Genomic DNA, 21215 nt, shown 5'->3' on the forward strand with positions numbered 1-21215 from the left:
GGGCCATTTTCTTCCCGACAACCGCAAGGGTCATCAGCAATGACGGACAAGATCTGCGTCGGTGCCATTGCCGGAGCCTTCGGGGTTCAGGGCGAGGTTCGCCTGAAAAGCTTCTGCGCCGAGCCTTCGGACATCGCGGCCTATGGCCCGCTGACGACCGAGGACGGGCAGCGCAGCTTCCGGATCGACCTGACCCGCCCGGTGACCGGCGGCCTTGGCGCGCGCCTGACGGGCATCGCCACCCGCGAAGAGGCCGAGGCGCTGAAGGGCACCACCCTCTGGGCCCCGCGAGAGGCGCTGCCCTCGCTGCCCGACGACGAATTCTACCATGCCGACCTGATCGGGCTTCAGGTCTTCGATGCGGGCGGCGTGGCGCTTGGCCGCGTGCGCGCGATCTATGATCACGGCGCGGGCGACATCCTCGAGGTGACGGGCCCCGCGGGACAGGTGCTGCTGCCCTTCACCCGCGAGATCGTCCCCACGGTGGACCTGACCGCAGGCCGCATCATCGCCGACCCGCCGGGCGAGGACGCCGCGGAAGACGCGGAATGAGCCAGGAGCCCAAATCGCATGGCCGCCTGACCATGCGCCCCAGCCTGCGCCCCCGCGAACTGATGGCGGAACCGCAGGTGATGGGCGCATGGACCGCCCGCATCGTCACCCTGTTCCCCGAGGCGTTTCCCGGCATCCTGGGCCTGTCGCTGACGGGCAAGGCCCTGTCGCAGGGCCTGTGGAACCTGGAAACCGTGCCGCTGCGCGAATTCGGCGTGGGCAAGCACCGCAACGTGGACGACACGCCGGCGGGCGGCGGGGCCGGCATGGTCATCCGCTCCGACGTGATGGACCAGGCGCTGCGCCACGCGGCGGGCAACAGCCCCCTGCCCGTGATCTACATGTCGCCGCGCGGCAAGCCGCTGACCCAGGCCCGCGCGCGCGAACTGGCGCAGGGCCCCGGCGTCACCCTGATCTGCGGCCGCTTCGAGGGCGTCGATCAGCGCGTCCTGGACGCCCACGGGGTCGAGGAGATCAGCATCGGCGACTATGTCCTCACCGGAGGAGAGATTGCCGCTCAGGTCTTGATCGACACGACGGTCCGCCTTATACCGCGCGTGCTGGGGAATCAGGATTCGCTGGCCGAGGAATCCTTTTCCGTCGGCAATCGGGGTCTTCTGGAGGCCCCCCAGTACACGAAACCCGCCCAATGGGACGGTCGCGAGATCCCCGACATCCTTCTGTCGGGAAATCACGCGGCCATTCATGCTTGGCGGGCCAGTGAGGCCGAAAGGCTGACCAAGGAACGCCGCCCCGACCTGTGGCGGGCATACCAGCACGGTATGGACCCGGCAAAGGACCGACAGCTCTCGGGCGCATCAGACCAATCGCGGAATCACCGCGAGCATGACGAGGAAACATAGCGATGAACCTGATCGCCCAACTGGAAGCCGAGCAGATCTCTGAACTCGGCAAGACCATTCCCGATTTCAAGGCCGGCGACACCGTTCGCGTCGGCTACAAGGTGACCGAAGGCACCCGTACGCGTGTTCAGGCCTATGAAGGCGTCTGCATCTCGCGCAAGGGCGGCAACGGCATCAGCGCCAGCTTCACCGTGCGCAAGATCAGCTTCGGCGAAGGCGTGGAACGCGTGTTCCCGCTGTACTCGACCAACATCGATTCGATCGAAGTGGTCCGCCGCGGCAAGGTCCGCCGCGCGAAGCTGTACTACCTGCGCGCACGCCGCGGCAAATCGGCACGTATCGCCGAAAAGACCAACTACAAGCCCAAAGCCAACGCCTGAGAGGTCGCCCGATGAAAAAGGACATCCACCCCGATTACCACATGATCGAAGTCAAGATGACGGACGGCACCGTCTATCAGACCCGGTCGACCTGGGGCGCCGAGGGCGAATCCATGTCGCTGGACATCGATCCGACCACGCACCCGGCATGGAACGGCGGCAGCTCGCGCCTCATGGATACCGGTGGCCGCGTGTCGAAGTTCAAGAACAAGTACGCAGGCCTGGGCTTCTGAGCCACGCGCCACGCGAACACGGAAACGCCGCCCATCGGGGCGGCGTTTTTCGTTTCGGGCCTCGGGCCGGGCTTCAGGTCAGCAGCGACAGGACCGGTCGCCTGCGCGGTGCGCCCAGCCACCAGGCCAGCGCCGCGCTGACCGCCATGACGAAGATCGCCTTGGCGTTGCCCTCCAGCCCGAAGCGGCTGGCGGTGATCATGATCAGGATGTGGATGAAGTAGACGAAGGCCGCCATCGAGGCGATGCGCTTGCCGTCCCAGTCCCCGCCGACCTGCCGCGCGGCCAAGAAGACCAGCGGCGCCGCGACGAACAGGCTGGCCATGCTGTCCACCCCGAAGCCGCCGCCCGCGATGCGGTACCACATCAGGCTTTCGGCCATGACGCCGGCCAGCGCCAATGCGACCCAATGCCCGCGGATGCGCGGCAGCCTGTCCGCCCCCGCCAGCAGCCAGCCCGTCGCGAAGAAGGGAAAGATCACGAGCAGCCCGTTGCGATAGAAGTCCAGCTGGATCGTCGCCCGCCCCGACAGGACGGCCCACTGCAGCACCAGCCCCACGACTGCGCAGGCCAGCGCGGCGATGGCGACTGCCACCCGGCCCCGCAGCGCCATCACCAACAGCGCGCCCACCGCCAGCCCCGGCAGGAACCACAGCTGGAAATACCCGAAGAAGAACAGCTGCGCCGCATGTCCGACCGATGACAGATCCGGCCCATAGATCGGCAGATAGACGACCATCCACATCACATAGAGCGACAGGATCCGCCAGACGAAGCCCGCCCCCCTGCCCGACCGCATCGCGCCGAGGAAGAAGAACCCCGAGATCAGCGCAAAGACCGGCACCGCCAGGCGATAGAGCCCGTTGATCAGCACCTGCTGCGCCTGTCCCGACAGCCCGTCGGGAAAGCCGGTATGCAGCGCGATCACGCTCAGCGCCAACCCCATGCGCATCGGGTCGATGGCGCTGTTTCTGTCATTCGTTCCGGGCATCAAACCTCCGCCTGCCGTTTCGCCCTTTCAACAGCGACGGCGGGCGTGGGTTCAAATCACCAAACCGCGCTCGGTGACAATCCGCGCATCAGGCGGCGGCGGTCTCGGGTTCGGCCAGCACGACGATGTCGCGCATGATGGCGTTCAGCTGGAAGTCCTTGGGCGTATAGACCCGCGCGACCCCCATCCCCAGAAGCCTCGTCGCATCCTCGTCGGGGATGATGCCGCCGACGATCACGGGCACATGGATCAGCCCCGCCGCGCGCATCCGCGCCATCACGTCCTCGATCAGCGGCAGGTGGCTGCCCGACAGGATCGACAGGCCGACGACATGGGCGTCCTCCTCGGCGGCGCGGGACACGATCTGCTCGGGCGTCAGGCGGATCCCCTCGTAGGTGATGTCCATGCCGCAATCGCGGGCGCGAAAGGCGATCTGCTCGGCCCCGTTGGAATGCCCGTCCAGACCCGGCTTGCCCATGAGGAACTTCAGCCGCCGCCCCAGTCGCGCGCTGACGGCGTCGACCGCCTCGCGGATGTCGTCCAGCCCCTCGGTCCGGTTCGACGGGCTGGCAGAGACACCGGTCGGCCCGCGATATTCGCCATGAACGGCGCGCATCACGCCCGCCCATTCGCCGGTGGTGACACCCGCACGGGCCGCCTCGATGGATGCCGGCATGATGTTCGCGCCCTTCTGCGCGGCCACGCGCAGCGCGGCGAGGGCGGCCTCGATGGCCCCCTCGTCGCGTGCCTCGCGCCACGCCTGCAGCCGGTCCACCTGGTCCTGTTCCACCGCCGGATCGACGACCATGATGCCGCCGTCCTCCGCCGTCAGGGGCGAAGGCTCGCCCTGCTCCCACCGGTTGACGCCGACGACGACCGTCTCGTTCGTCTCGATCCGCCCCAGCCGCGCCGCGTTCGATTCGACCAACCGCGCCTTCATGTAGTCGATGGCCGCGATCGCGCCGCCCATCCCGTCCAGCGCCGCCAGCTCGTCGCGGGCACCCTGCTTCAGCTCCTCGACCTTGGCCGCGATCACCGGGTTGCCGTCGAACAGGTCGCCATATTCCAGCAGGTCGGTCTCGTAGGCCAGGATCTGCTGCATCCGCAGCGACCATTGCTGGTCCCAAGGCCGCGGCAGGCCCAGGGCCTCGTTCCAGGCGGGCAGCTGCACCGCACGCGCGCGCGCGTTCTTCGACAGGGTGACGGCCAGCATCTCCAGCAGGATGCGATAGACGTTGTTCTCGGGCTGCTGCTCGGTCAGGCCAAGGCTGTTGACCTGCACGCCGTAACGGAAGCGGCGGAACTTCTCCTCCTCGATGCCGTAACGCTCGCGGCAGATCTCGTCCCACAGCTCGGTGAAGGCGCGCATCTTGCACAGCTCGGTCACGAAGCGGATGCCCGCGTTCACGAAGAAGCTGATGCGCCCGACCATGGCCGGGAACCCCTCGGGGGGGACCTTGCCCTTCAGATCGTCCAGCACCGCGATGGCCGTCGCCAGGGCATAGGCCAGCTCCTGCTCGGGCGTCGCGCCGGCCTCTTGCAGGTGATAGGAACAAACGTTCATCGGGTTCCATTTCGGCAGATGCGTGCGCGTATAGGCCGCGACATCGGTGATCATCGCCAGGCTGGGCGCGGGCGGGCAGATATAGGTGCCGCGCGACAGGTATTCCTTGATCAGGTCGTTCTGCACCGTGCCCTGCAGCGCCGCGATGTCGGCGCCCTGCTCTTCGGCCACGGCGATGTACAGCGCCAGCAGCCAGGGCGCCGTCGCGTTGATCGTCATCGAGGTGTTCATCTGCTCCAGCGGGATCTGGTCGAACAGCGCGCGCATGTCGCCCAGGTGGCAGACAGGCACGCCGACCTTGCCCACCTCTCCTCGCGCGAGGACGTGGTCGCTGTCATAACCGGTCTGGGTCGGCAGGTCGAAGGCCACCGACAGGCCCGTCTGCCCCTTCGCCAGGTTCGCACGATACAGCGCGTTCGACGCCGCCGCCGTCGAATGCCCCGCATAGGTCCGGAAAAGCCAGGGTTTGTCCTTCTGGGTCATTGCATCACACCCGCAATAAAATTGCATCACGGGGATCGTTACAGAAACAAAACTGCCCCGTCAATTCGCCGCGGCGCGGAATACGCTGCGTCGCGGCAGACATAAAATTACCGAATATGGTTCACAACAGTTGCAATGTTGCGCAGTATTGCCGTAGCAAGATGACCATCAGCGGCGATTCTGCGCCGCGGCAAAGGGAAGGAGACGACACGATGGCCCTGGACGCCCCGAACCCGATCGCGCCCTATCAGGCGCCCGTGAAGGATCTCTATGACATCGGCGAGATGCCGCCCCTGGGCCATGTGCCCGCCAGGATGCATGCCTGGGCGATCCGTCGCGACCGCCAGGGCGAGCCCGACAAGGCGATGCAGCTCGAGGTCGTGGACACGCCTGCCATCGACAGCAACGAGGTGCTGGTCATGGTCATGGCCGCGGGCGTCAACTACAACGGCATCTGGGCGGGACTGGGCGTTCCGATCAGCATGTTCGACGTGCACAAGCAGCCCTTCCACATCGCGGGGTCGGACGCCTCGGGGATCGTCTGGGCGGTCGGCGACAAGGTCAAGCGCTGGAAGGTCGGCGACCAGGTCGTCATCCACTGCAACCAGGACGATGGCGACGACGAGGATTGCAACGGCGGCGACCCGATGTATTCGCCCACGCAGCGCATCTGGGGATACGAGACGCCGGATGGCAGCTTCGCCCAGTTCACCCGCGTGCAGGCGCAGCAGCTGATGCCCCGCCCCCAGCACCTGACATGGGAGGAATCGGCCTGCTACACGCTGACGCTGGCCACCGCCTATCGCATGCTGTTCGGCCATGAACCGCACGAGCTGAAGCCCGGCATGAACGTGCTGGTCTGGGGCGCGTCGGGCGGCCTCGGGTCCTATGCGATCCAGCTGATCAACGCGGCGGGCGGCAACGCCATCGGCGTCATTTCCGAAGAGGACAAGCGCGACTTCGTCATGTCCCTCGGCGCCAAGGGCGTCATCAACCGCAAGGAGTTCAACTGCTGGGGCCAGCTGCCCACCGTGAACACCCCCGAATACAAGGAGTGGTTCAACGAGGTCCGCAAGTTCGGCAAGGCCATCTGGGACATCACCGGCAAAGGGAACAACGTCGACATCGTCTTCGAACATCCCGGCGAGGCGACGTTCCCCGTGTCCACCTTCGTCTGCAAGAAGGGCGGCATGGTCGTGATCTGCGCGGGCACCACCGGCTTCAACTGCACCTTCGACGTGCGCTACATGTGGATGCACCAGAAGCGCCTGCAGGGCAGCCATTTCGCGCATCTCAAGCAGGCCAGCGCCGCGAACCGGCTGATGCTGGAACGCCGGCTGGATCCCTGCATGTCCGAGGTCTTCCCCTGGGCCGAGATCCCGGCCGCGCATATGCAGATGTATCGCAACCAGCACAAGCCGGGGAACATGGCCGTCCTGGTCCAGTCCCCCGTCACCGGGCTGCGCACCTTCGAGGACGCGTTGGCCGCACGCGACTGAAACCTGCGCGAGGCCCCGCGATTGCGGGGCTTCGCTTTCCGTGCCCGCCGCGTTATCTCAGGGCGCATGACCCAGACCTCCGCCGCCCTGACCCTTTCGCCCGACCAGGCCACCGCCTGGGACCGGCTGGCCGAAACCTTCGAGGCCGCGGGCATCGACCTGACCGCCGAAGAGGTCGCCCCCGCGACCGAGGGCAAGGGCCGCGTCATGGCCGTGATCGGCAAGGCGGGTTCGGGCAAGACGCTGATCCTGTCGCAGATCACCAAGGCCCTGCTGTCCGCGGGCGTCGACCTGATCAGCCCCGACTGGGAGGGACGCCGCCGCAAGGACCGCCGGTCCGTCGCGATCCTGGCCCCCACGAACAAGGCGGCCTTCGTGCTGCGGATGCGCGGCGTTCCGGCGACGACGATCCACCGCATCCTCTATACCCCCGTCTATGATCCGGAATACGAGAAGATCGCCGAATGGCTAACGGGCCAGGGCGACCGCCCGAACATCGAGGGGCTGGAGGATGTGGCGCTGGATCGCGCGCTGGCCTTCTATCAGCAGCACGCATCCATTCCGGGCGCACTGGCGGCGGCGGGCCTGCGCGGGTCCGACTTCATCCGCGGTTGGAGCAGGCGCGAGGAAGGGCTGGACGTGGGCCTCATCGACGAGGCGTCCATGCTGGACGAAAAGCAGTTCGACGACCTGCGAGAGATCTTCCCGACGCTGGTCCTGTTCGGCGATCCGGCGCAGCTGGCCCCCGTCGGGCAGTCCGGGGAAATGGTCTTCGACCGCCTTGCCCCGCAGCAGCGCCTGTACCTGGACCGCATCCACCGCCAATCGGATGACAGCCCGATCCTGGACCTGGCCCATGCGCTGGCCGATGACAGCCTGACCTTCGACGCGTTCGAGCGCATGATCCGCGACGCCGCCCGCCGCGACGACCGCGTGGTCTGGTCCGAGCGTGTCGAGAGCGACCTGATGTCCCGCAGCCCGGTCCTCGTGTGGCGCAACGCGACCCGCATCCGGCTGATCCACGCCTTCCGCACCGCATTCGGCGCACCCGGCGATGCCCTGCTGCCGGGCGAGCCGCTGGTCTGCGACGGGATCGAGCTGCCGCTGAAGCATCGCAAGAAGCGTATCGACCTCGAGGCGCGCGGCCTCATCAAGGGGGCACAGGTGGTCTATATGGGGCCGGGCCGCAAGCCGGGCTTCTCGCGCCTGCATGTCATCGGGGCCGAGGATCCGCGCCTCTCCGCGGCATCCATAGTCAAGATCGAGCTGCTGGACGAAGAGGAACCCTTCATCCCCTTCGCCGCCCGCATGGGGGCCACTTTCCTGCACGGGGCGGCCATTACGATCCACAAGTCGCAGGGCTCGCAATGGCGCGACGTGCAGGTCTTCGCGCCCGACATTTCCGCCGCCGCATGGTCGAACCGGACCGAGGCGGGCATCCCCCTGTGGAAGCGCCTTGCCTATGTCGCGATCACGCGGGCGCAGGAACGGCTGATCTGGGTGACGAAACCGCGGCTGGCGCGTCCCTCGGGGCCGTTGACGACCGAGGATCTGCCCGTGCCGAATACCGCGCTGTCGCTGGAACAGCAGGGCTGAGGCTTATCGGGACAGCGCGCGGATGCGCGTCTGCAGCGCCTCGGCCAGGGCCTCTTGCGGCAGGCCGGTTTCCTGCGACAGCCGCATCAGGCCGAAATGGACGCGCGCCATCTCCTGATAATACCGCGCGAAGGTATAGTTGATCGAGGCGCCGACCACCGCCCCGAAGACCGGTGCCGCCTGTGCGGCCATCTTCTGCCCCAGGGACACCGACAGGCGCGGCGCGACCTTGCTGATGAGGCCCTGCACGGTCTGACCGGTGACCGACATCCGCGCGGCAAGGAAACCCATATCGGTGCTGTCGTCATCCTCCATCGGGCCGGCGGCGGCGAAGATGCGCAGGCATTCCTTGCGCACGGCCTCGTCATCGGGGTCCAGCCCGTGCTCGGCGGCGATGTCCAGCATCGCCCGCAGCAGCAATGTCACGGTAAAGGGCAATTCTACCAGCGCGCCCGCAAATCCGCCGATCCCCCCGGCGGCACCGCTGAGCGTCGACGCCATGCGGTTGAACACGTCGCCCCGATCCCGCGTCACGCGGCGGCTGCCCGATGCCGCGCGGAACGCCCGCGACAGGGCCGCGCGGGTCGCCCCGTCCAGCCTGCTGCGCACGAAGCCCGGCAGGCGGTCCAGCAACCCCTCGGCGCTGCTGCCAAGACGGGTCAGCAGGTCGATGCCGATGCCCCCGGCGGCCAGATGCCTGCGTGCAAGCCGGTTGATCTGTTCATGGACGGAAGGGTCGGTGATCGGCGGCAGGACCATCGGGCGCTTGTCGGTCATGGTGCATCCTTCAATCGCGGGGGGCGGCCTCGTCGCGTGTCACCTGCCCCGTCACACCAACCCACGCGCCGGGCCGCAGTTCCAGACCCAGAACGCGGTCGGGATTCGTCGGCGGCGGCATCACCACCTCGTCCAGCTTCGCGAATCCGAAGCGCGAATAATAGGGGGCATCGCCCACCAGCAGGACGCGCCCGAAGCCCATCTGCCGCGCCCGTTCCAGGCTGTCGCGCATCAGGATCGCGCCCAGCCCCTCGCCCTGGGCGGTGGGATGGACCGCGATCGGCCCCAGCAGCAGCACCTTGCGACCGGCCACGCGCACCGGCCAGAACCGGATCGCCGCCAGCAGCGCGTCCGCGTCCCCGCGCAGCGCAAGGCACAGCTGCGCGACCGGCGCGACCCCGTCCCGCAGGCGATAGGAGGACAGCGCCGTCCGACCCGGCGCGAAGCACAGATCATAGAGCGCCTCGACCTCGGGGGTGTCGGCGGGCGTCTCGGGGTGGATCCGGTACATTGCACCTCCTGCACGTCTTCGCGCGGCGCATAGCACGCCACCCGGCCCTGCGGAACATTGCACCTGAAGAAATCCGGTGGCAGTTTGGGCGCGCATCATTCCAGGAGGCCGCCCATGTTCTATCGCCCAGAAGCCGGACACGGCCTGCCGCACAACCCCTTCAACGCCATCGTGGCCCCGCGCCCCATCGGCTGGATCTCGACCCGCGGCAAGCAGGGCGACAACCTTGCGCCCTACAGCTTCTTCAACGCCGTCGCCTATGTGCCGCCGCAGGTCATGTTCGCCTCGACGGGGGCGAAGCCCGATCGCGGGGGCACCAAGGACAGCGTGGCCCAGATCATCGAGAGCGGCGTCTTCTGCGTCAATATCGGCACCGGCGACCTGCGCGAGGCGCTGAACGCGACCTCGGCGCCGCTGCCCGCAGGACAGTCCGAGGCCGAACATGCCAGCATCGACATGGCCCCCTGCGACACGATCGACTGCCTGCGCGTGCGCGACGCCGCCGCGTCGCTGGAATGCCGCATGACGCAGATCGTGCCGCTGGCCGGTCAGTCGAACTTTGCCGTCTTCGGCGTGGTGACGGGCGTGCACATGCGCGACGACTGCATCGTGGACGGGCGCTTCGACCCCCGCGCGGCGGGCGGCTGGATTGCACGTCTGGGCTACAAGGACTATGCCGCCGTGACCGATTTGTTCGAGATGGAGCGTCCGGCATGAGCCGCAGCGTCAAGGATTACATCCGCAGCATTCACGACTTCCCGAAGGAAGGCATCATCTTCCGCGACGTGACGACCCTGTTCGCCGATGCGCGCGGGTTCCGCATGGCCGTGGACCAGATCCTGCACGGCTATGCCGGGGACCGGATCGACAAGGTCGTGGGCCTCGAGGCGCGCGGCTTCATCCTGGGCGGCGCGGTGGCGCACCAGCTGTCCACGGGCTTCGTGCCGATCCGCAAGAAGGGCAAGCTGCCCGGCACCGTCATCTCCGAGGCGTATCAGCTGGAATACGGCGAAGCCGTGATGGAGATCCATGACGATGCGCTGAAGCCGGGCGAACGCGTGCTGATCGTGGACGACCTGCTGGCGACCGGCGGCACCGCCGAGGCCAGCATCAAGCTGTGCCGCCGCCTGGGCGCCGAGGTCGTGGGCTGCGCCTTCGTTATCGACCTGCCCGACCTGGGCGGACGCAAGCTGCTGGAGGGCATGGACATGCCCGTCCACGCGCTGTGCGAATTCGACGGTCACTGAGCCAGGACGGCACCCGGATTCATGATCCCAAGGGGGTCCAGCGCCCCCTTGATGGCCCGCATGGCCGACAGGCGCACCGGATCGCCCCAACGGGCCAGGTCCTGCGCCTTCAGCCGCCCCACCCCGTGTTCGGCCGAAAACGAGCCGCCGCGTTCGACGACCATCTCGTGGATCATCCGTGACAGGTCGCGGCGGCGGTCGTCGTATTCCCCGCGGTCGCGCCCCTCGGCGGGGAACAGGTTGTAATGCAGGTTGCCGTCGCCCAGATGGCCGAAGCAGTTGATGCGCATGTCGCCCTGCGCCGCCATCATCGCCCCCGCATCCGCGATGAAGCGCGACACCTCGGACAGGGGCAGGCTGATGTCGTGGCTGGCGATCGCGCCGACATGGCGGTTGGCCAACGGGATATGTTCGCGCAGGGCCCACAGGTCGGCGGCCTGCTGGCCCGATTGCGCGACGGTGCCGTCGCTGACCAGCCCGGCATCCAGGCCGGCGGTGAACAGCCCCTCCAGTGCGGCATCGGCGGACAGGCCCGCAGGCAGGCCGACCTCGATCAGCGCCATCCATTCCGGCGCGGGGTCGAAGGGCTGGCGCATGTCCGGAAACGCCTCGGACAGGAAGCGCATCCCCTGCCCCGAGATCAGCTCGAACGCGGTGACACCGCCCGCCATGCGCGCCTGCGCAAGCGACAGCAGCGACAGGGCGGCCGCGGGGCTGTCCACGACCATCATCGCGACGCCCGTCTCGGCGGGCAGCGGCGCCAAGACCAGCGAGGCCGCGGTGATCACGCCAAGCGTGCCCTCGGCCCCGATCAGCAGGTCGCGCATGTCGTATCCGGTATTGTCCTTCCGCAGCCGCTTGAGGTCGCGCATGATCTCGCCCGAGGGCAGGACGGCCTCGATGCCCAAGCACAGGGCGCGGGCATTGCCGTGGCGCAGCACGTTCACCCCGCCCGCATTGGTCGACAGCACGCCGCCGATCTGCGCGCTGCCCTGCGATGCCAGAGACAGCGGGAACTGGCGCCCCACCGCTGCGGCAGCGTCGCGGGCCGATTGCAGGGTCGCCCCGGCCTCGGCGATCATCACGCCTTCCTCGGGCCAAGTGGCACGGATGGCGGTCATCCGCTCCATCGACAGGACCAGCGGCGCGGGGCCGTCGGGCATGACGTTGCCGCCGACAAGGCCCGTGCCGCCGCCGCGCGGGACGACGGCCACGCGGGCTTCGGCGCAGGCACGGATGACGGCGGCGCATTCCTCGGCGTCGCGGGGGGCGGCGACAAGGCCCGCCTGACCGCGGAACCGCCCGCGCGGTTCCTCGACATGGGCGGGGGTGACCTCTCGCAGGACGCCCTCGGGCAGGCGGGCGGCAAGGCGGGCGTCGGCGGGGTTCAGCATGGGCAACCTGTCAGCGGATATCGGTGCGGCCGCGCCTGTCCAGCCGCAGGTTGGAATAGAGAACGTGGTTCCGCCAGCGCCCCGCGATCTGCAGATAGCTCTGGGCGACGCCCTCGTACTTGAAGCCGGACTTCTCCAGGACCCCGCGCGAGGCGGCGTTCTCGGGCAGGCAGGCGGCCTCGATCCGGGACAGGTCCAGCGTGGTGAAGGCGTGATGGACCAGCACGCCGATCGCCTCGGCCATGTAGCCCATCCGCGCATGCGGCTGGCCGATCCAGTACCCGATCGTGCCCGATTGCGCGGGGCCGCGGCGGATGTTGTCCAGCGTGATCGCCCCCACCAGAACCCCGTCGCGGCGCATGATGAACAGCGGCCAGGCGCTGCCCTGCCTGCTGGCGCGGGCGGCCCAGTAGACGCGGTTGGTAAAGCTTTTGCGGGTCAGATGGTCGGGCGCCCAGACGGGCTCCCACGGCGTCAGGAACTCACGGCTTTCGGCACGCAGGGTGCTCCAGGCCGTGAAATCCGTATGTTGGGGCAGGCGCAGCACGATCCGTTCGGCGTCCAGCCGGAAGGAACGTCGCCGCGCCATGATCATGCGGCCAACCTTTCGATCAACGCATCGCGCGACGGCGCCCGCGACACGGGACCATAGAGCGCGAGCGCAGGCCGGGCATTGGCGATCAGCCCTTCGGCATGGGCGCGGACATCGGCCGCGGTGACCGCGGCGATACGCTCGGCCACCTCGGCGGGATCGGGCACGCGGCCCCAGATCGCCAGCGTCCGCGCCGCGCGTTCGGCCTGCGCCGAGGGGCTTTCGAGGCCCATCAGCAGCCCCGCGCGCAGCTGCGCCTTGGCGCGCGCGATCTCGGCCTCGGTCATGTCCTCGGCGGCGCGCTTGATCTCGTCGATGGTCAGGTTCGCCAGATCGCCCAGATCCTCGGCGCCGGTGCCCGCATAGACGGTCATCATGCCGGTATCGTCATGGAAGCCCGACTGCGCGAAGATCGTGTAGCACAGGCCGCGCTCCTCGCGGATCTTCTGGAACAGCCGCGAGGACATCCCGCCCCCAAGCGCCGCCGAGAAGATCTGCGAGGCGTAGAAGTCCGGCGCGTGATAGCCCGGCCCCTCGAGCGCCAGCGCGAAATGCGCCTGTTCCAGCTGCTTGTCGCGGCGGAATTCGAGGCCCTGCCAGCGTGCGCCTTCGCGCTTGGCCTGCGGACGCGGCGCGACATGGCCAAGCGTCGCCTCGGCCAGGCGCACGATGCGGTCGTGATCGACCGCCCCCGCCGCCGCGACGATCATCTGGCCGGGGCCGTAATGCTCGGTCACGAAACCCGCCAGATCCTCGCGGCCGAAACCGCTGACACGCTCGGCCGGGCCCAGGATCGTGCGACCGATTGGCTGGTCGGGATAGGCGGCCTCTTGCAGCCAGTCGAAGATGATGTCGTCGGGCGTGTCCAGCGACTGCCCGATCTCCTGCAGGATGACGCCGCGCTCGACCTCGATCTCTCGTTGGTCGAAGACGGGGTTCAGGACGATGTCGCTGATCACGTCGAAGGCCAGGTCCACGTCCTGTTCCAGCACGCGCACGTAATAGGCCGTCGCATCGCGCGAGGTATAGGCGTTGATATAGCCGCCCACATCCTCGATCGCCTCGGCGATCTGCAGGGCGCTGCGGGTCTTGGTGCCCTTGAACGCCATGTGTTCGAGGAAATGCGCGATGCCGTTCTGTTCGGCGCGTTCGTTGCGCCCGCCCGCGCTGACCCAGACGCCCAGGGCCGCGGAATGCAGCCCCGGCATCTGGCGCGTCACGATGCGCAGGCCGTTGGGAAGGGTCGTCAGTCGGCTGTTGGGGTCCTGGTTCAATTCGTCCTCCGGTCGAGGATCAGCGATTTAAGCGCCTCGACGTCGTTTTCAACCCGGGTGACGCGTTCGGGCAGATCGAACAGCCCCGCCATGTGCGGCGGCAGGCCGGGGCGTTCGCCGATGGCGTTCTCCACCGCGTCGGGGAATTTCGCGGGATGGGCGGTGGCCAGCGTGACCATCGGGACGCCCGGTTCGATATTGCGTTCGGCCACCGCGACGCCGATGGCGCTGTGGGGACACAGGATTTCGCCCGTGGCATCGCGCGTGGCGCGGATCTGGGCGGTGGTTTCCTCCTCGCCGACGCGGCCCGACAGGAACTCGTCGCGCAGGGTTTCCAGCGCGCCCTGGCTGATCGAGAAGCCGCCGGCCTTCAGCTCGTCCATCAGCTGGCGAATCGCGCCCGCATCCTGGTCATAGGCCAGGTACAGCGCGCGCTCGAAGTTCGAGCTGACCTGGATGTCCATCGACGGGCTGATCGAGGGCGCGACCTCGCCCACGCGGTATTCGCCGGTGGTCAGCGCGCGGTGCAGGATGTCGTTCTGGTTCGTGGCGACGATCAGGCGACGGATCGGCAGGCCCATGCGGCGCGCGATGCTGCCCGCGAAGATGTCGCCGAAATTGCCGGTCGGCACGCAGAAATCGGTCGGGCGCATCCCGAGGCTCGCCGCCGCAGTGAAATAGTACACGATCTGGGCCACGACCCGCGCCCAGTTGATGCTGTTCACGCCCGCAAGCCCGACGGTGTCGCGGAAATCGTGGTCGTTGAACAGGTCCTTGAGCCGCGCCTGGCAGTCGTCGAAATGGCCGGTCAGCGCCAGCGCGTGGACGTTCTGCGCGTCGGGCGTGGTCATCTGGCGGCGCTGCACCTCGGAGACACGGCCATGCGGGTACATGATGAACACGTCCACATTATCGATGCCCTTGAACGCCTCGATCGCGGCGGACCCGGTATCGCCCGAGGTCGCGCCCACGATGGTGATCCGCTGGCCGGACCGCTTCAGCGCGATCTGGAACAGCTGGGCGATCAGCTGCATCGCGAAGTCCTTGAAGGCCAGCGTCGGGCCGTGGAACAGCTCCAGCAGGTGATGGCCGGGGGCCAGCTGCACCAGCGGCGCGCGGGCCGCATGGCTGATCCGGTCATATGCGCGGTCGATGGCGCCGCGCAGCTCCTCGTCGGTGAAGCAGTCGCCGGTGAAGGGGCGGATCACGCGGAAGGCGATCTCCTCGTAGGACAGGCCGTCCATCCGGTCCAGGCCGTCGATGGTCGGGATCGTCTCGGGCAGGTACAGCCCCCCGTCACGCGCCAGACCGGACAGCATGGCTTGTTCGAAATCCAGGCTCGGGGCCTCTCCGCGGGTCGAGACGTAACGCATCGGCAATCCTTCAATAGCTGCGCTGCCTGATACGCCAGATCAGCGCCAGTGTCATCACCGCCCATGTGGCGGCGATCATGAACCACTGCATGGCATAGGACAGGTGGTTGTTCGGTATCCCCTCGATCGCGACGGGGATGGGCTCGGCGCCCTGGTTGTCGCCCTGCACGAAGCTGGCGACGACCAGGACCGGCTCGGTGTTCAGCTGGGCGGCCATCGCGTCCACGTCGCGGGCGAACCAGATGTTCTCGTCCAGGTTCGGCGCGGGGGTCGATCCGCTGGCATCCTGCGGCCAGTGCAGGTTGCCCGTCACCTGCAGCCGCGTCGGTCCGCGGTCCAGGTGCCGGTCGTCCTGCGGCACGAAGCCCCGGTCCAGCAGGATCGCGCGTCCGTCATCCGTGATGAAGCGCGACACGATCTGATAGCCCGCGCCCTGTTCCTTGGTGTGGGACAACACGTCGATCTCGGCCCCCGAGGTGGTGCCGGCGACGGTCACGGGCAGGTATTTCATCGAAGGGTCGATATCGGCGGGAAGCGGGACGGGTTCGGCGTCGATCCCCTGCCGGATCTCGTCCAGCATCGCTTCCTTCCAGTCGCGACGGTCCAGCTGCCACAGGCCCAGCTGGACCAGGATGGCGCATCCGACGATGCCGATCAGGACGGGAAACAGATAGCGGCGCATGGGCTTTCCGGCGGGCCATGACGAAAAACGCGCGGGGAGACATCCCCCGCGCGCCCTGTCGTCGCGATTGGGGGATCAGCTGCCCCAGACGTAGATGACGGCGAACAGCACCAGCCAGATCACGTCGACGAAGTGCCAGTACCAGGCGGCGGCCTCGAAGCCGATATGCTGGTCGCGGGTCATCTGGCCGCGCATGAAGCGGATCAGGCAGACCAGCAGGAAGATCGTGCCGATGATGACGTGCAGCCCGTGGAAGCCGGTCGCGATGTAGAATGCCGAGGCATAGGCCGTGTCGGCCAGGCCGAAGGCCGCGTGGCTGTATTCGTATGCCTGCAGACCGGTGAAGAAGACGCCCAGGACGACGGCGATGGCCAGGCCGTTGATGGTCGTCTTGCGGTCGCCCTCGTGTGCCCAGGCGTGGTGGGCCCAGGTCACGGCCACGCCCGACAGCAGCAGGATCAGCGTGTTGATGAAGGGCAGGTGCCAGGGGTCGAAGGTCTGGATGCCCTCGGGCGGCCAGACGCCGTCGGTGATCGGGCTCTGTTCGCCCATCGGATAGAGGGCGTTCTTCATGAAGTTCCAGAACAGCGACACGAACAGCATCGCCTCGGACAGTACGAACAGGATGAAGCCGACCTGCAGGCCGATGCGCACGACCGGGGTGTGATCGCCCGATTCAGCCTCGCGGACGACATCGGCCCACCAGCCGAAGGCGACATAGCAGGTCGCGATCAGGCCGATCGCGAAGACCCAGGGACCGGTGAGCGGCGCGCCCATCACGGTGACGTCCCCGGTCATCCATGCGACGGCGCCGAACAGCATGACGAACACCCCCACCGAGGCGAGGAACGGCCAGATCGAGGCCGGCAGAATGTGGTAATCGTGGTTCTTTGCGTGCGCCATCGTTGGATCCCCAGAGGCCCCCTCTTTGTCTTCAGGTCAGTTGATGGTCCCGGACGTGCCCGTGTCAAGCGCAGCGCTCTTGGGTTCGGTCCGATGGAAGGTATAGGACAGGGTGATGTCGCGCACCCAGGACGCGTCGCGATCCTCGACCAGTTCGGGATCGACGAAGAAGCTGACCGGCATCTCGATCCGCTCTCCGGGCTGAAGCGTCTGCTCGGTGAAGCAGAAGCATTCGACCTTGATGAAATAATAGCCCGAGACCTCGGGGGCGACGTTGTAGCTGGCGGTCCCCGTCAGCGGCTCGTCGGTGTTGTTGATCGCCTCGTAGAAGGCCAGCCCGTTTTCCCCGATGCGCAGGTCCATGCGCGTCTGCATGGGCCGGAACGTCCAGCCCAGATTGTCGTCCACATTCGCGTCGAAGCGCACGCGCACGATCTCGTCCAGAACCTCGTCCGAGGCGCTCTCGGCGACCTGCGTGGTGCCACCGAAGCCGGTCACGCGGCAGAACCAGTTGTAGAAGGGCACGGCGGCCCAGGCCAGCGCGCCCATGGTCAGGACGACGGCCACAAGCGCGGTGACGGTGCGGGCCTCGGGGCTCAGGCGCTTCATTCGGCCTCCTCGGTCTCGGCCGGGGTCAGCGAGACGCGCGGGCTATGGTCGAACGCCTCCATCAGGTCGCCCTGGCGGACCTTGACCACGGTCAGCGCGAAGACCAGCGCGACGAAGGCCAGAAGAACCAGCCCAAGCCCGACATTGCGCGACCGGCGGCGCGAGTGCAGCTCGTGTTCGGTACGCATTACCAGCCCCCCAGCCAGCTTTGAATCAGCAGGGCGAGGAAATGCACGAACAGGTAATAGAGCGACAGCCGGAAGACGCGCTTCTCGACGGCATAGTCGTCGGCGATCGCCTGATCCTCGGACCGGCGGAAGATCTGCCAGCAGCCGCGCAGGAAGGCCACGTTCAGCACCACCGCCACCGCCATGTACAGCGGCCCGCCCACCGAGGTCAGGCCCAGCCCGATCGCGAAGGGCGCAAGCGCCACGGCATAGGCCAGGATGTGACGGCGGGTCGAGCGGCGGCCATGCGTCACCGTCAGCATAGGCACGCCCGCGCGGTGGTAATCTTCCTTCATGAACAGCGCCAGCGCCCAGAAATGCGGCGGCGTCCAGACGAAGATCAGCATGAACATCAGGATGGATTCGATGCCGATGCCGCCCGTCGCGCAGGCCCAGCCGATCATCGGCGGAAACGCCCCCGCCGCACCGCCGATGACGATGTTCTGCGGGGTCGAGCGCTTGAGCCAGACGGTATAGACGACGGCATAGAAGAAGATCGTGAAGGCGAGGAAGGCGGCGGCGAACCAGTTCGCCACCAGCCCCAGCATCATCACCGAGATGACGCTCAGTACGATCCCGAGGCCGAGCGCCTCGTTTTCCTGCACGAGGCCCGCGGGGATGGGGCGCGACCGGGTGCGGTTCATCACCGCGTCGATGTCGCGGTCGTACCACATGTTCAGCGCGCCCGAGGCCCCGCCGCCAAGCGCGATGAACAGCACGGCGCAGAAGCCGATGAAGGGATGCACGTCGACCGGCGCGACCCACAGGCCCACGAAGGCGGTGAAGACCACCAGCGACATCACGCGCGGTTTCAGCAGCGCGACGTAATCGCGGAACTCGCCCTCGGGGCTTGCGTCATATGCGTTGATGTCGGTCATCGGGCCTTCACGGTTTGGCTTGTCCGGGGCGCGGCTGCGGGCCAGCCCCGAACGGCTTGTCGGTTCAGTCGGCGCTTGCGACCTCGACCGGGGTGGTCAGGGCGGCGGTCTGCTCGACCTCGTCGCCCATGCTGCCCCCCTGCGAGGCGACCCATTCGGCATAGACCTCGGGAGAGACGGCCTTCACGACGATGGGCATGTAGGCATGGTTCACGCCGCACAGCTCGCTGCACTGGCCGAAATAGGTGCCTTCCTGTTCGACGTTGAACCAGGCCTGGGCGATGCGGCCCGGAACGGCGTCCTGCTTCACGGCGAAGGCGGGGATGGTCCAGCTGTGGATCACGTCGCTGGCGGTCACCTGCAGCAGCACGTTCTGGCCGGTCGGCACGACGACGGCGGTGTCGGTCGCCAGCTTGTATTCCTCGGGGGCATAGCCGTACTCGGCCAGATCCTCCTCGGGCAGCATCAGGCTGTCGAAGCTGACGCCGTTGTCGGGATATTCATAGGACCAGTACCACTGGTGGCCGGTGGCCTTGATCACGACATCCGGGTTCTCGGGCATTTCCTGGCTGCGGAACAGGATCGGCAACGAGAAGACGCCGATCGCGATCAGCACCAGGACGGGGACCAGAGTCCAGCCGATCTCCAGCGCGGTGTTGTGGGTGAACTTGGCCGGAACCGGGTTCGCGCGCGAGTTGAAGCGCAGGATCACCGCCAGCAGCAGGCCGCAGACGAAGACCGTGATCACCGCGATGATCACCAGCACGAAATGGTCCAGCCACTGCTGATCGCGCGCCAGTTCCGTCGCAGCCGGCTGGAACCCCATGCCGCCGTCGACGGGCTTGCCGATCACCGGCAGGTCCCCGATTACGTCCTGCGCCGCAGCCGCACCAGTCAGCGCAGCCGCCGAAGCCAAGCCCGCCACTGCCGCGCATCCACGGCGAATCATCGCTATTGCCATCTTCCCATCCCATCGTGTTGGTCTGGCCGAACCGGCCGCAGGCGCAGGTCGAGCCTGCCCCTTTCCCTTTCACAGTACAGGTTCTATGACCATATAATGCCTGTCCGGGCAAGACATACCTACAGCATTCCCGCCCCTGCGGGCATTGCGACCGGCTGCCGCGCCCCTTCGGGCGGCCCCGAAACCACGATCCCCTGCAGGAGCATTGCATGAGCCGAACGCCCTTCGATCCCTTCGCCCGGATAGACCGCGACACCGCGCAGGCCATTCTTGGCGAAGCGGTCCACGGCGCCGACGACGGAGAGCTGTTCCTGGAACGCAGCCAGGCCGAATCCCTGGTCTTCGACGACGGGCGGCTGCGCAATTCCTCCTTCATGGCGGGACAGGGCTTCGGGCTGCGCGCGGTGCGCGGTGCCGTCTCGGGATACGCCCATTCGACCGAACTGACCGAGGCCGCGCTGCGCCGCGCCGCCGCGACGGCGCGGCTGGCCGTGGGCGATGGCGGCGGCACGCTGGCCCTGCCCCCGGCGATGGCGCCGGTGAACCTCTATCCCGCGATCGACCCCGCCGAGGGGCTGCCCACCGCCCACCGGATCGAGGTGCTGCGAGAGATCGACGCCTATGCCCGCACCGCCGATCCGCGCGTGGTGCAGGTCAGCGTGTCCATGGCCAGCGCCCTGCAGGAGGTCGCGATCCTGCGCCCCGAGGGCGGCCTTGCGACCGACACGCGCCCGATGGCGCGCCTGAACGTCACCGTCATCGTGGAAAACAACGACCGCCGCGAAAGCGGCACCGCCGGCGGCGGCGGACGCCACGGCCTGACCGCGCTGATCGAACCCGGACACTGGAAGCCGCTGGTGGACGAGGCTTTGCGCATCGCGCTGGTGAACCTGCGCTCGGTCGCGGCGCCTGCGGGCGTGATGGACGTGGTGCTGGGGCCGGGCTGGCCGGGCATCCTGCTGCACGAGGCCGTCGGCCACGGGCTGGAGGGGGATTTCAACCGCAAGAAGGCCTCGGCCTTCGCGGGCCTTCTGGGCCAGCGCGTCGCGGCCCCCGGCGTCACGGTGGTCGATGACGGCACCATCCCCGACCGCCGCGGCAGTATCAACATCGACGACGAGGGCACGCCCCCCGCGCGTAACGTGCTGATCGAGGACGGCATCCTTGTCGGCTACATGCAGGACCGCCAGAACGCGCGGCTGATGGGCGTGGACCCCACCGGCAACGGTCGCCGCGAAAGTTTCGCGCACATGCCGATGCCGCGCATGACCAACACCTACATGCCCGGCGGCGATGCCGATCCGGCGGCGATCCTGGCCGATCTGAAGGACGGCATCTATGCCGTGGGCTTCGGCGGCGGGCAGGTTGACATCACCAACGGCAAGTTCGTCTTTTCTTGCACCGAGGCGTACCGCGTGAAGAACGGCGTGGTCGGCGATCCGATCCGGGGCGCCACCCTGATCGGCGACGGGGCCACCGCCCTGCAGCAGGTGCGCGGCATCGGCAACGACATGGCGCTGGACCCCGGCATCGGCAATTGCGGCAAGCAGGGGCAATGGGTGCCCGTGGGCGTGGGCCAGCCGACGCTGATGATCGGGGGGCTGACGGTCGGCGGCTCGGCCTGAC

23 protein-coding genes are annotated in these 21215 nt (G+C 67.7%); 9 read left to right on the forward strand and 14 right to left on the reverse strand.

Features of this window, described 5'->3' with window-relative positions; all coding sequences use genetic code 11:
- Nucleotides 1-39 precede the first annotated feature (39 nt).
- Genes rimM through rpmE form a run of 4 tightly spaced genes read left to right on the forward strand, consistent with a single transcriptional unit; the run spans nucleotide 40 to nucleotide 2028 of the window.
- Entirely contained in the window at nucleotides 40-552 is a 513-nt protein-coding gene (rimM, locus tag F804_RS0110480; protein ID WP_022707701.1) for a ribosome maturation factor RimM, read from the forward strand.
- Entirely contained in the window at nucleotides 549-1415 is an 867-nt protein-coding gene (gene trmD, locus F804_RS0110485; RefSeq protein WP_022707702.1) for a tRNA (guanosine(37)-N1)-methyltransferase TrmD, read from the forward strand. The genes rimM and trmD overlap by 4 nt, the downstream gene beginning before the upstream one ends.
- 2 nt (nucleotides 1416-1417) lie before the next feature.
- On the forward strand, nucleotides 1418-1795 hold the full coding sequence (rplS, locus tag F804_RS0110490; RefSeq protein ID WP_022707703.1) for a 50S ribosomal protein L19: 378 nt from the start codon (nucleotides 1418-1420) through the stop codon (nucleotides 1793-1795).
- Between the two features lie 11 nt (nucleotides 1796-1806).
- Entirely contained in the window at nucleotides 1807-2028 is a 222-nt protein-coding gene (gene rpmE, locus F804_RS0110495; protein WP_022707704.1) for a 50S ribosomal protein L31, read from the forward strand.
- Between the two features lie 73 nt (nucleotides 2029-2101).
- On the opposite strand, the gene F804_RS0110500 is transcribed toward rpmE, so the two are convergent.
- Both F804_RS0110500 and F804_RS0110505 read right to left on the reverse strand, forming a co-directional pair.
- The gene (locus F804_RS0110500) at nucleotides 2102-3019 is read right to left on the reverse strand and encodes an acyltransferase family protein (RefSeq protein ID WP_028725871.1); all 918 of its coding nucleotides are present in this window, start codon (nucleotides 3017-3019) and stop codon (nucleotides 2102-2104) included.
- A gap of 88 nt (nucleotides 3020-3107) precedes the next feature.
- Complete coding sequence (locus tag F804_RS0110505) at nucleotides 3108-5066, reverse strand: methylmalonyl-CoA mutase family protein (protein WP_022707706.1); 1959 nt, start codon at nucleotides 5064-5066, stop codon at nucleotides 3108-3110.
- A 212-nt stretch (nucleotides 5067-5278) separates the two neighbouring features.
- On the opposite strand from F804_RS0110505, the gene ccrA reads away from it, so the two are divergent.
- Nucleotides 5279-6565, forward strand: a complete 1287-nt coding sequence (ccrA, locus tag F804_RS0110510; protein ID WP_022707707.1) for a crotonyl-CoA carboxylase/reductase — start codon at nucleotides 5279-5281, stop codon at nucleotides 6563-6565.
- Between the two features lie 66 nt (nucleotides 6566-6631).
- Nucleotides 6632-8161, forward strand: a complete 1530-nt coding sequence (locus F804_RS0110515) for an ATP-dependent DNA helicase (RefSeq protein ID WP_022707708.1) — start codon at nucleotides 6632-6634, stop codon at nucleotides 8159-8161.
- A gap of 3 nt (nucleotides 8162-8164) precedes the next feature.
- On the opposite strand, the gene F804_RS0110520 is transcribed toward F804_RS0110515, so the two are convergent.
- Together F804_RS0110520 and F804_RS0110525 are read right to left on the reverse strand one after the other, a co-directional pair.
- Nucleotides 8165-8938: an EcsC family protein gene (locus F804_RS0110520; protein ID WP_022707709.1), complete on the reverse strand. Its 774-nt coding sequence runs from the start codon at nucleotides 8936-8938 to the stop codon at nucleotides 8165-8167.
- A 10-nt stretch (nucleotides 8939-8948) separates the two neighbouring features.
- A complete protein-coding gene (locus tag F804_RS0110525) occupies nucleotides 8949-9449 on the reverse strand; it encodes a GNAT family N-acetyltransferase (protein ID WP_022707710.1) in 501 nt (166 codons plus the stop codon).
- Nucleotides 9450-9563: 114 nt separating this feature from the next.
- Here F804_RS0110525 and F804_RS0110530 point away from each other — a divergent pair, with 114 nt between their 5' ends.
- The gene (locus tag F804_RS0110530) at nucleotides 9564-10166 is read left to right on the forward strand and encodes a flavin reductase family protein (RefSeq protein WP_022707711.1); all 603 of its coding nucleotides are present in this window, start codon (nucleotides 9564-9566) and stop codon (nucleotides 10164-10166) included.
- Nucleotides 10163-10696, forward strand: coding sequence for an adenine phosphoribosyltransferase (locus F804_RS0110535; protein ID WP_022707712.1), 534 nt, complete (start codon nucleotides 10163-10165; stop codon nucleotides 10694-10696). The genes F804_RS0110530 and F804_RS0110535 overlap by 4 nt, the downstream gene beginning before the upstream one ends.
- Here F804_RS0110535 and F804_RS0110540 read toward each other — a convergent pair.
- From F804_RS0110540 to coxB, 10 genes are all read right to left on the reverse strand, one after another.
- Complete coding sequence (locus tag F804_RS0110540; RefSeq protein WP_022707713.1) at nucleotides 10690-12090, reverse strand: FAD-binding oxidoreductase; 1401 nt, start codon at nucleotides 12088-12090, stop codon at nucleotides 10690-10692. The genes F804_RS0110535 and F804_RS0110540 overlap by 7 nt on opposite strands.
- Before the next feature lie 10 nt (nucleotides 12091-12100).
- Nucleotides 12101-12685 (reverse strand): GNAT family N-acetyltransferase, encoded by a 585-nt coding sequence (locus F804_RS0110545; protein ID WP_022707714.1) that lies wholly within the window; start codon nucleotides 12683-12685, stop codon nucleotides 12101-12103.
- Nucleotides 12682-13956 carry a M16 family metallopeptidase gene (locus F804_RS0110550; protein WP_022707715.1) on the reverse strand — a complete coding sequence of 425 codons (1275 nt, stop codon included), beginning with the start codon at nucleotides 13954-13956 and terminating at the stop codon, nucleotides 12682-12684. Before F804_RS0110550 ends, F804_RS0110545 begins: the two co-directional genes overlap by 4 nt.
- Entirely contained in the window at nucleotides 13953-15329 is a 1377-nt protein-coding gene (gene thrC, locus F804_RS0110555; protein ID WP_022707716.1) for a threonine synthase, read from the reverse strand. The genes F804_RS0110550 and thrC overlap by 4 nt, the downstream gene beginning before the upstream one ends.
- Nucleotides 15330-15339: 10 nt before the next feature.
- The gene (locus tag F804_RS0110560) at nucleotides 15340-16011 is read right to left on the reverse strand and encodes an SURF1 family protein (RefSeq protein WP_022707717.1); all 672 of its coding nucleotides are present in this window, start codon (nucleotides 16009-16011) and stop codon (nucleotides 15340-15342) included.
- Between the two features lie 75 nt (nucleotides 16012-16086).
- On the reverse strand, nucleotides 16087-16914 hold the full coding sequence (locus F804_RS0110565; RefSeq protein WP_022707718.1) for a cytochrome c oxidase subunit 3: 828 nt from the start codon (nucleotides 16912-16914) through the stop codon (nucleotides 16087-16089).
- Between the two features lie 36 nt (nucleotides 16915-16950).
- The gene (locus F804_RS0110570) at nucleotides 16951-17523 is read right to left on the reverse strand and encodes a cytochrome c oxidase assembly protein (protein ID WP_022707719.1); all 573 of its coding nucleotides are present in this window, start codon (nucleotides 17521-17523) and stop codon (nucleotides 16951-16953) included.
- Complete coding sequence (locus tag F804_RS0110575) at nucleotides 17520-17711, reverse strand: hypothetical protein (protein ID WP_156845233.1); 192 nt, start codon at nucleotides 17709-17711, stop codon at nucleotides 17520-17522. Before F804_RS0110575 ends, F804_RS0110570 begins: the two co-directional genes overlap by 4 nt.
- Nucleotides 17711-18628 carry a heme o synthase gene (gene cyoE / locus F804_RS0110580; protein WP_022707720.1) on the reverse strand — a complete coding sequence of 306 codons (918 nt, stop codon included), beginning with the start codon at nucleotides 18626-18628 and terminating at the stop codon, nucleotides 17711-17713. The genes F804_RS0110575 and cyoE overlap by 1 nt, the downstream gene beginning before the upstream one ends.
- Nucleotides 18629-18692: 64 nt before the next feature.
- Entirely contained in the window at nucleotides 18693-19577 is an 885-nt protein-coding gene (gene coxB, locus F804_RS0110585; RefSeq protein ID WP_040595973.1) for a cytochrome c oxidase subunit II, read from the reverse strand.
- 221 nt (nucleotides 19578-19798) lie between these two features.
- Here coxB and tldD point away from each other — a divergent pair, with 221 nt between their 5' ends.
- Nucleotides 19799-21214 (forward strand): metalloprotease TldD, encoded by a 1416-nt coding sequence (tldD, locus tag F804_RS0110590; protein ID WP_022707722.1) that lies wholly within the window; start codon nucleotides 19799-19801, stop codon nucleotides 21212-21214.
- Nucleotide 21215: the final 1 nt, after the last annotated feature.

The sequence above is a fragment of the Paracoccus zeaxanthinifaciens ATCC 21588 genome (assembly GCF_000420145.1).
GTDB lineage: Bacteria > Pseudomonadota > Alphaproteobacteria > Rhodobacterales > Rhodobacteraceae > Paracoccus > Paracoccus zeaxanthinifaciens.

Coding starts and splice junctions, on each gene's coding strand:
- F804_RS0110530 (WP_022707711.1), top strand. CDS start 9,564: ATGTTCTATCGCCCAGAAGCCGGACACGGCCTGCCGCACAACCCCTTC.
- F804_RS0110570 (WP_022707719.1), bottom strand. CDS start 17,523: ATGAAGCGCCTGAGCCCCGAGGCCCGCACCGTCACCGCGCTTGTGGCC.
- rpmE (WP_022707704.1), top strand. CDS start 1,807: ATGAAAAAGGACATCCACCCCGATTACCACATGATCGAAGTCAAGATG.
- F804_RS0110575 (WP_156845233.1), bottom strand. CDS start 17,711: ATGCGTACCGAACACGAGCTGCACTCGCGCCGCCGGTCGCGCAATGTC.
- F804_RS0110520 (WP_022707709.1), bottom strand. CDS start 8,938: ATGACCGACAAGCGCCCGATGGTCCTGCCGCCGATCACCGACCCTTCC.
- F804_RS0110535 (WP_022707712.1), top strand. CDS start 10,163: ATGAGCCGCAGCGTCAAGGATTACATCCGCAGCATTCACGACTTCCCG.
- ccrA (WP_022707707.1), top strand. CDS start 5,279: ATGGCCCTGGACGCCCCGAACCCGATCGCGCCCTATCAGGCGCCCGTG.
- F804_RS0110560 (WP_022707717.1), bottom strand. CDS start 16,011: ATGCGCCGCTATCTGTTTCCCGTCCTGATCGGCATCGTCGGATGCGCC.
- F804_RS0110565 (WP_022707718.1), bottom strand. CDS start 16,914: ATGGCGCACGCAAAGAACCACGATTACCACATTCTGCCGGCCTCGATC.
- rimM (WP_022707701.1), top strand. CDS start 40: ATGACGGACAAGATCTGCGTCGGTGCCATTGCCGGAGCCTTCGGGGTT.
- F804_RS0110505 (WP_022707706.1), bottom strand. CDS start 5,066: ATGACCCAGAAGGACAAACCCTGGCTTTTCCGGACCTATGCGGGGCAT.
- tldD (WP_022707722.1), top strand. CDS start 19,799: ATGAGCCGAACGCCCTTCGATCCCTTCGCCCGGATAGACCGCGACACC.
- F804_RS0110525 (WP_022707710.1), bottom strand. CDS start 9,449: ATGTACCGGATCCACCCCGAGACGCCCGCCGACACCCCCGAGGTCGAG.
- F804_RS0110540 (WP_022707713.1), bottom strand. CDS start 12,090: ATGCTGAACCCCGCCGACGCCCGCCTTGCCGCCCGCCTGCCCGAGGGC.
- coxB (WP_040595973.1), bottom strand. CDS start 19,577: ATGATTCGCCGTGGATGCGCGGCAGTGGCGGGCTTGGCTTCGGCGGCT.
- thrC (WP_022707716.1), bottom strand. CDS start 15,329: ATGCGTTACGTCTCGACCCGCGGAGAGGCCCCGAGCCTGGATTTCGAA.
- trmD (WP_022707702.1), top strand. CDS start 549: ATGAGCCAGGAGCCCAAATCGCATGGCCGCCTGACCATGCGCCCCAGC.
- cyoE (WP_022707720.1), bottom strand. CDS start 18,628: ATGACCGACATCAACGCATATGACGCAAGCCCCGAGGGCGAGTTCCGC.
- rplS (WP_022707703.1), top strand. CDS start 1,418: ATGAACCTGATCGCCCAACTGGAAGCCGAGCAGATCTCTGAACTCGGC.
- F804_RS0110545 (WP_022707714.1), bottom strand. CDS start 12,685: ATGATCATGGCGCGGCGACGTTCCTTCCGGCTGGACGCCGAACGGATC.
- F804_RS0110500 (WP_028725871.1), bottom strand. CDS start 3,019: ATGCCCGGAACGAATGACAGAAACAGCGCCATCGACCCGATGCGCATG.
- F804_RS0110515 (WP_022707708.1), top strand. CDS start 6,632: ATGACCCAGACCTCCGCCGCCCTGACCCTTTCGCCCGACCAGGCCACC.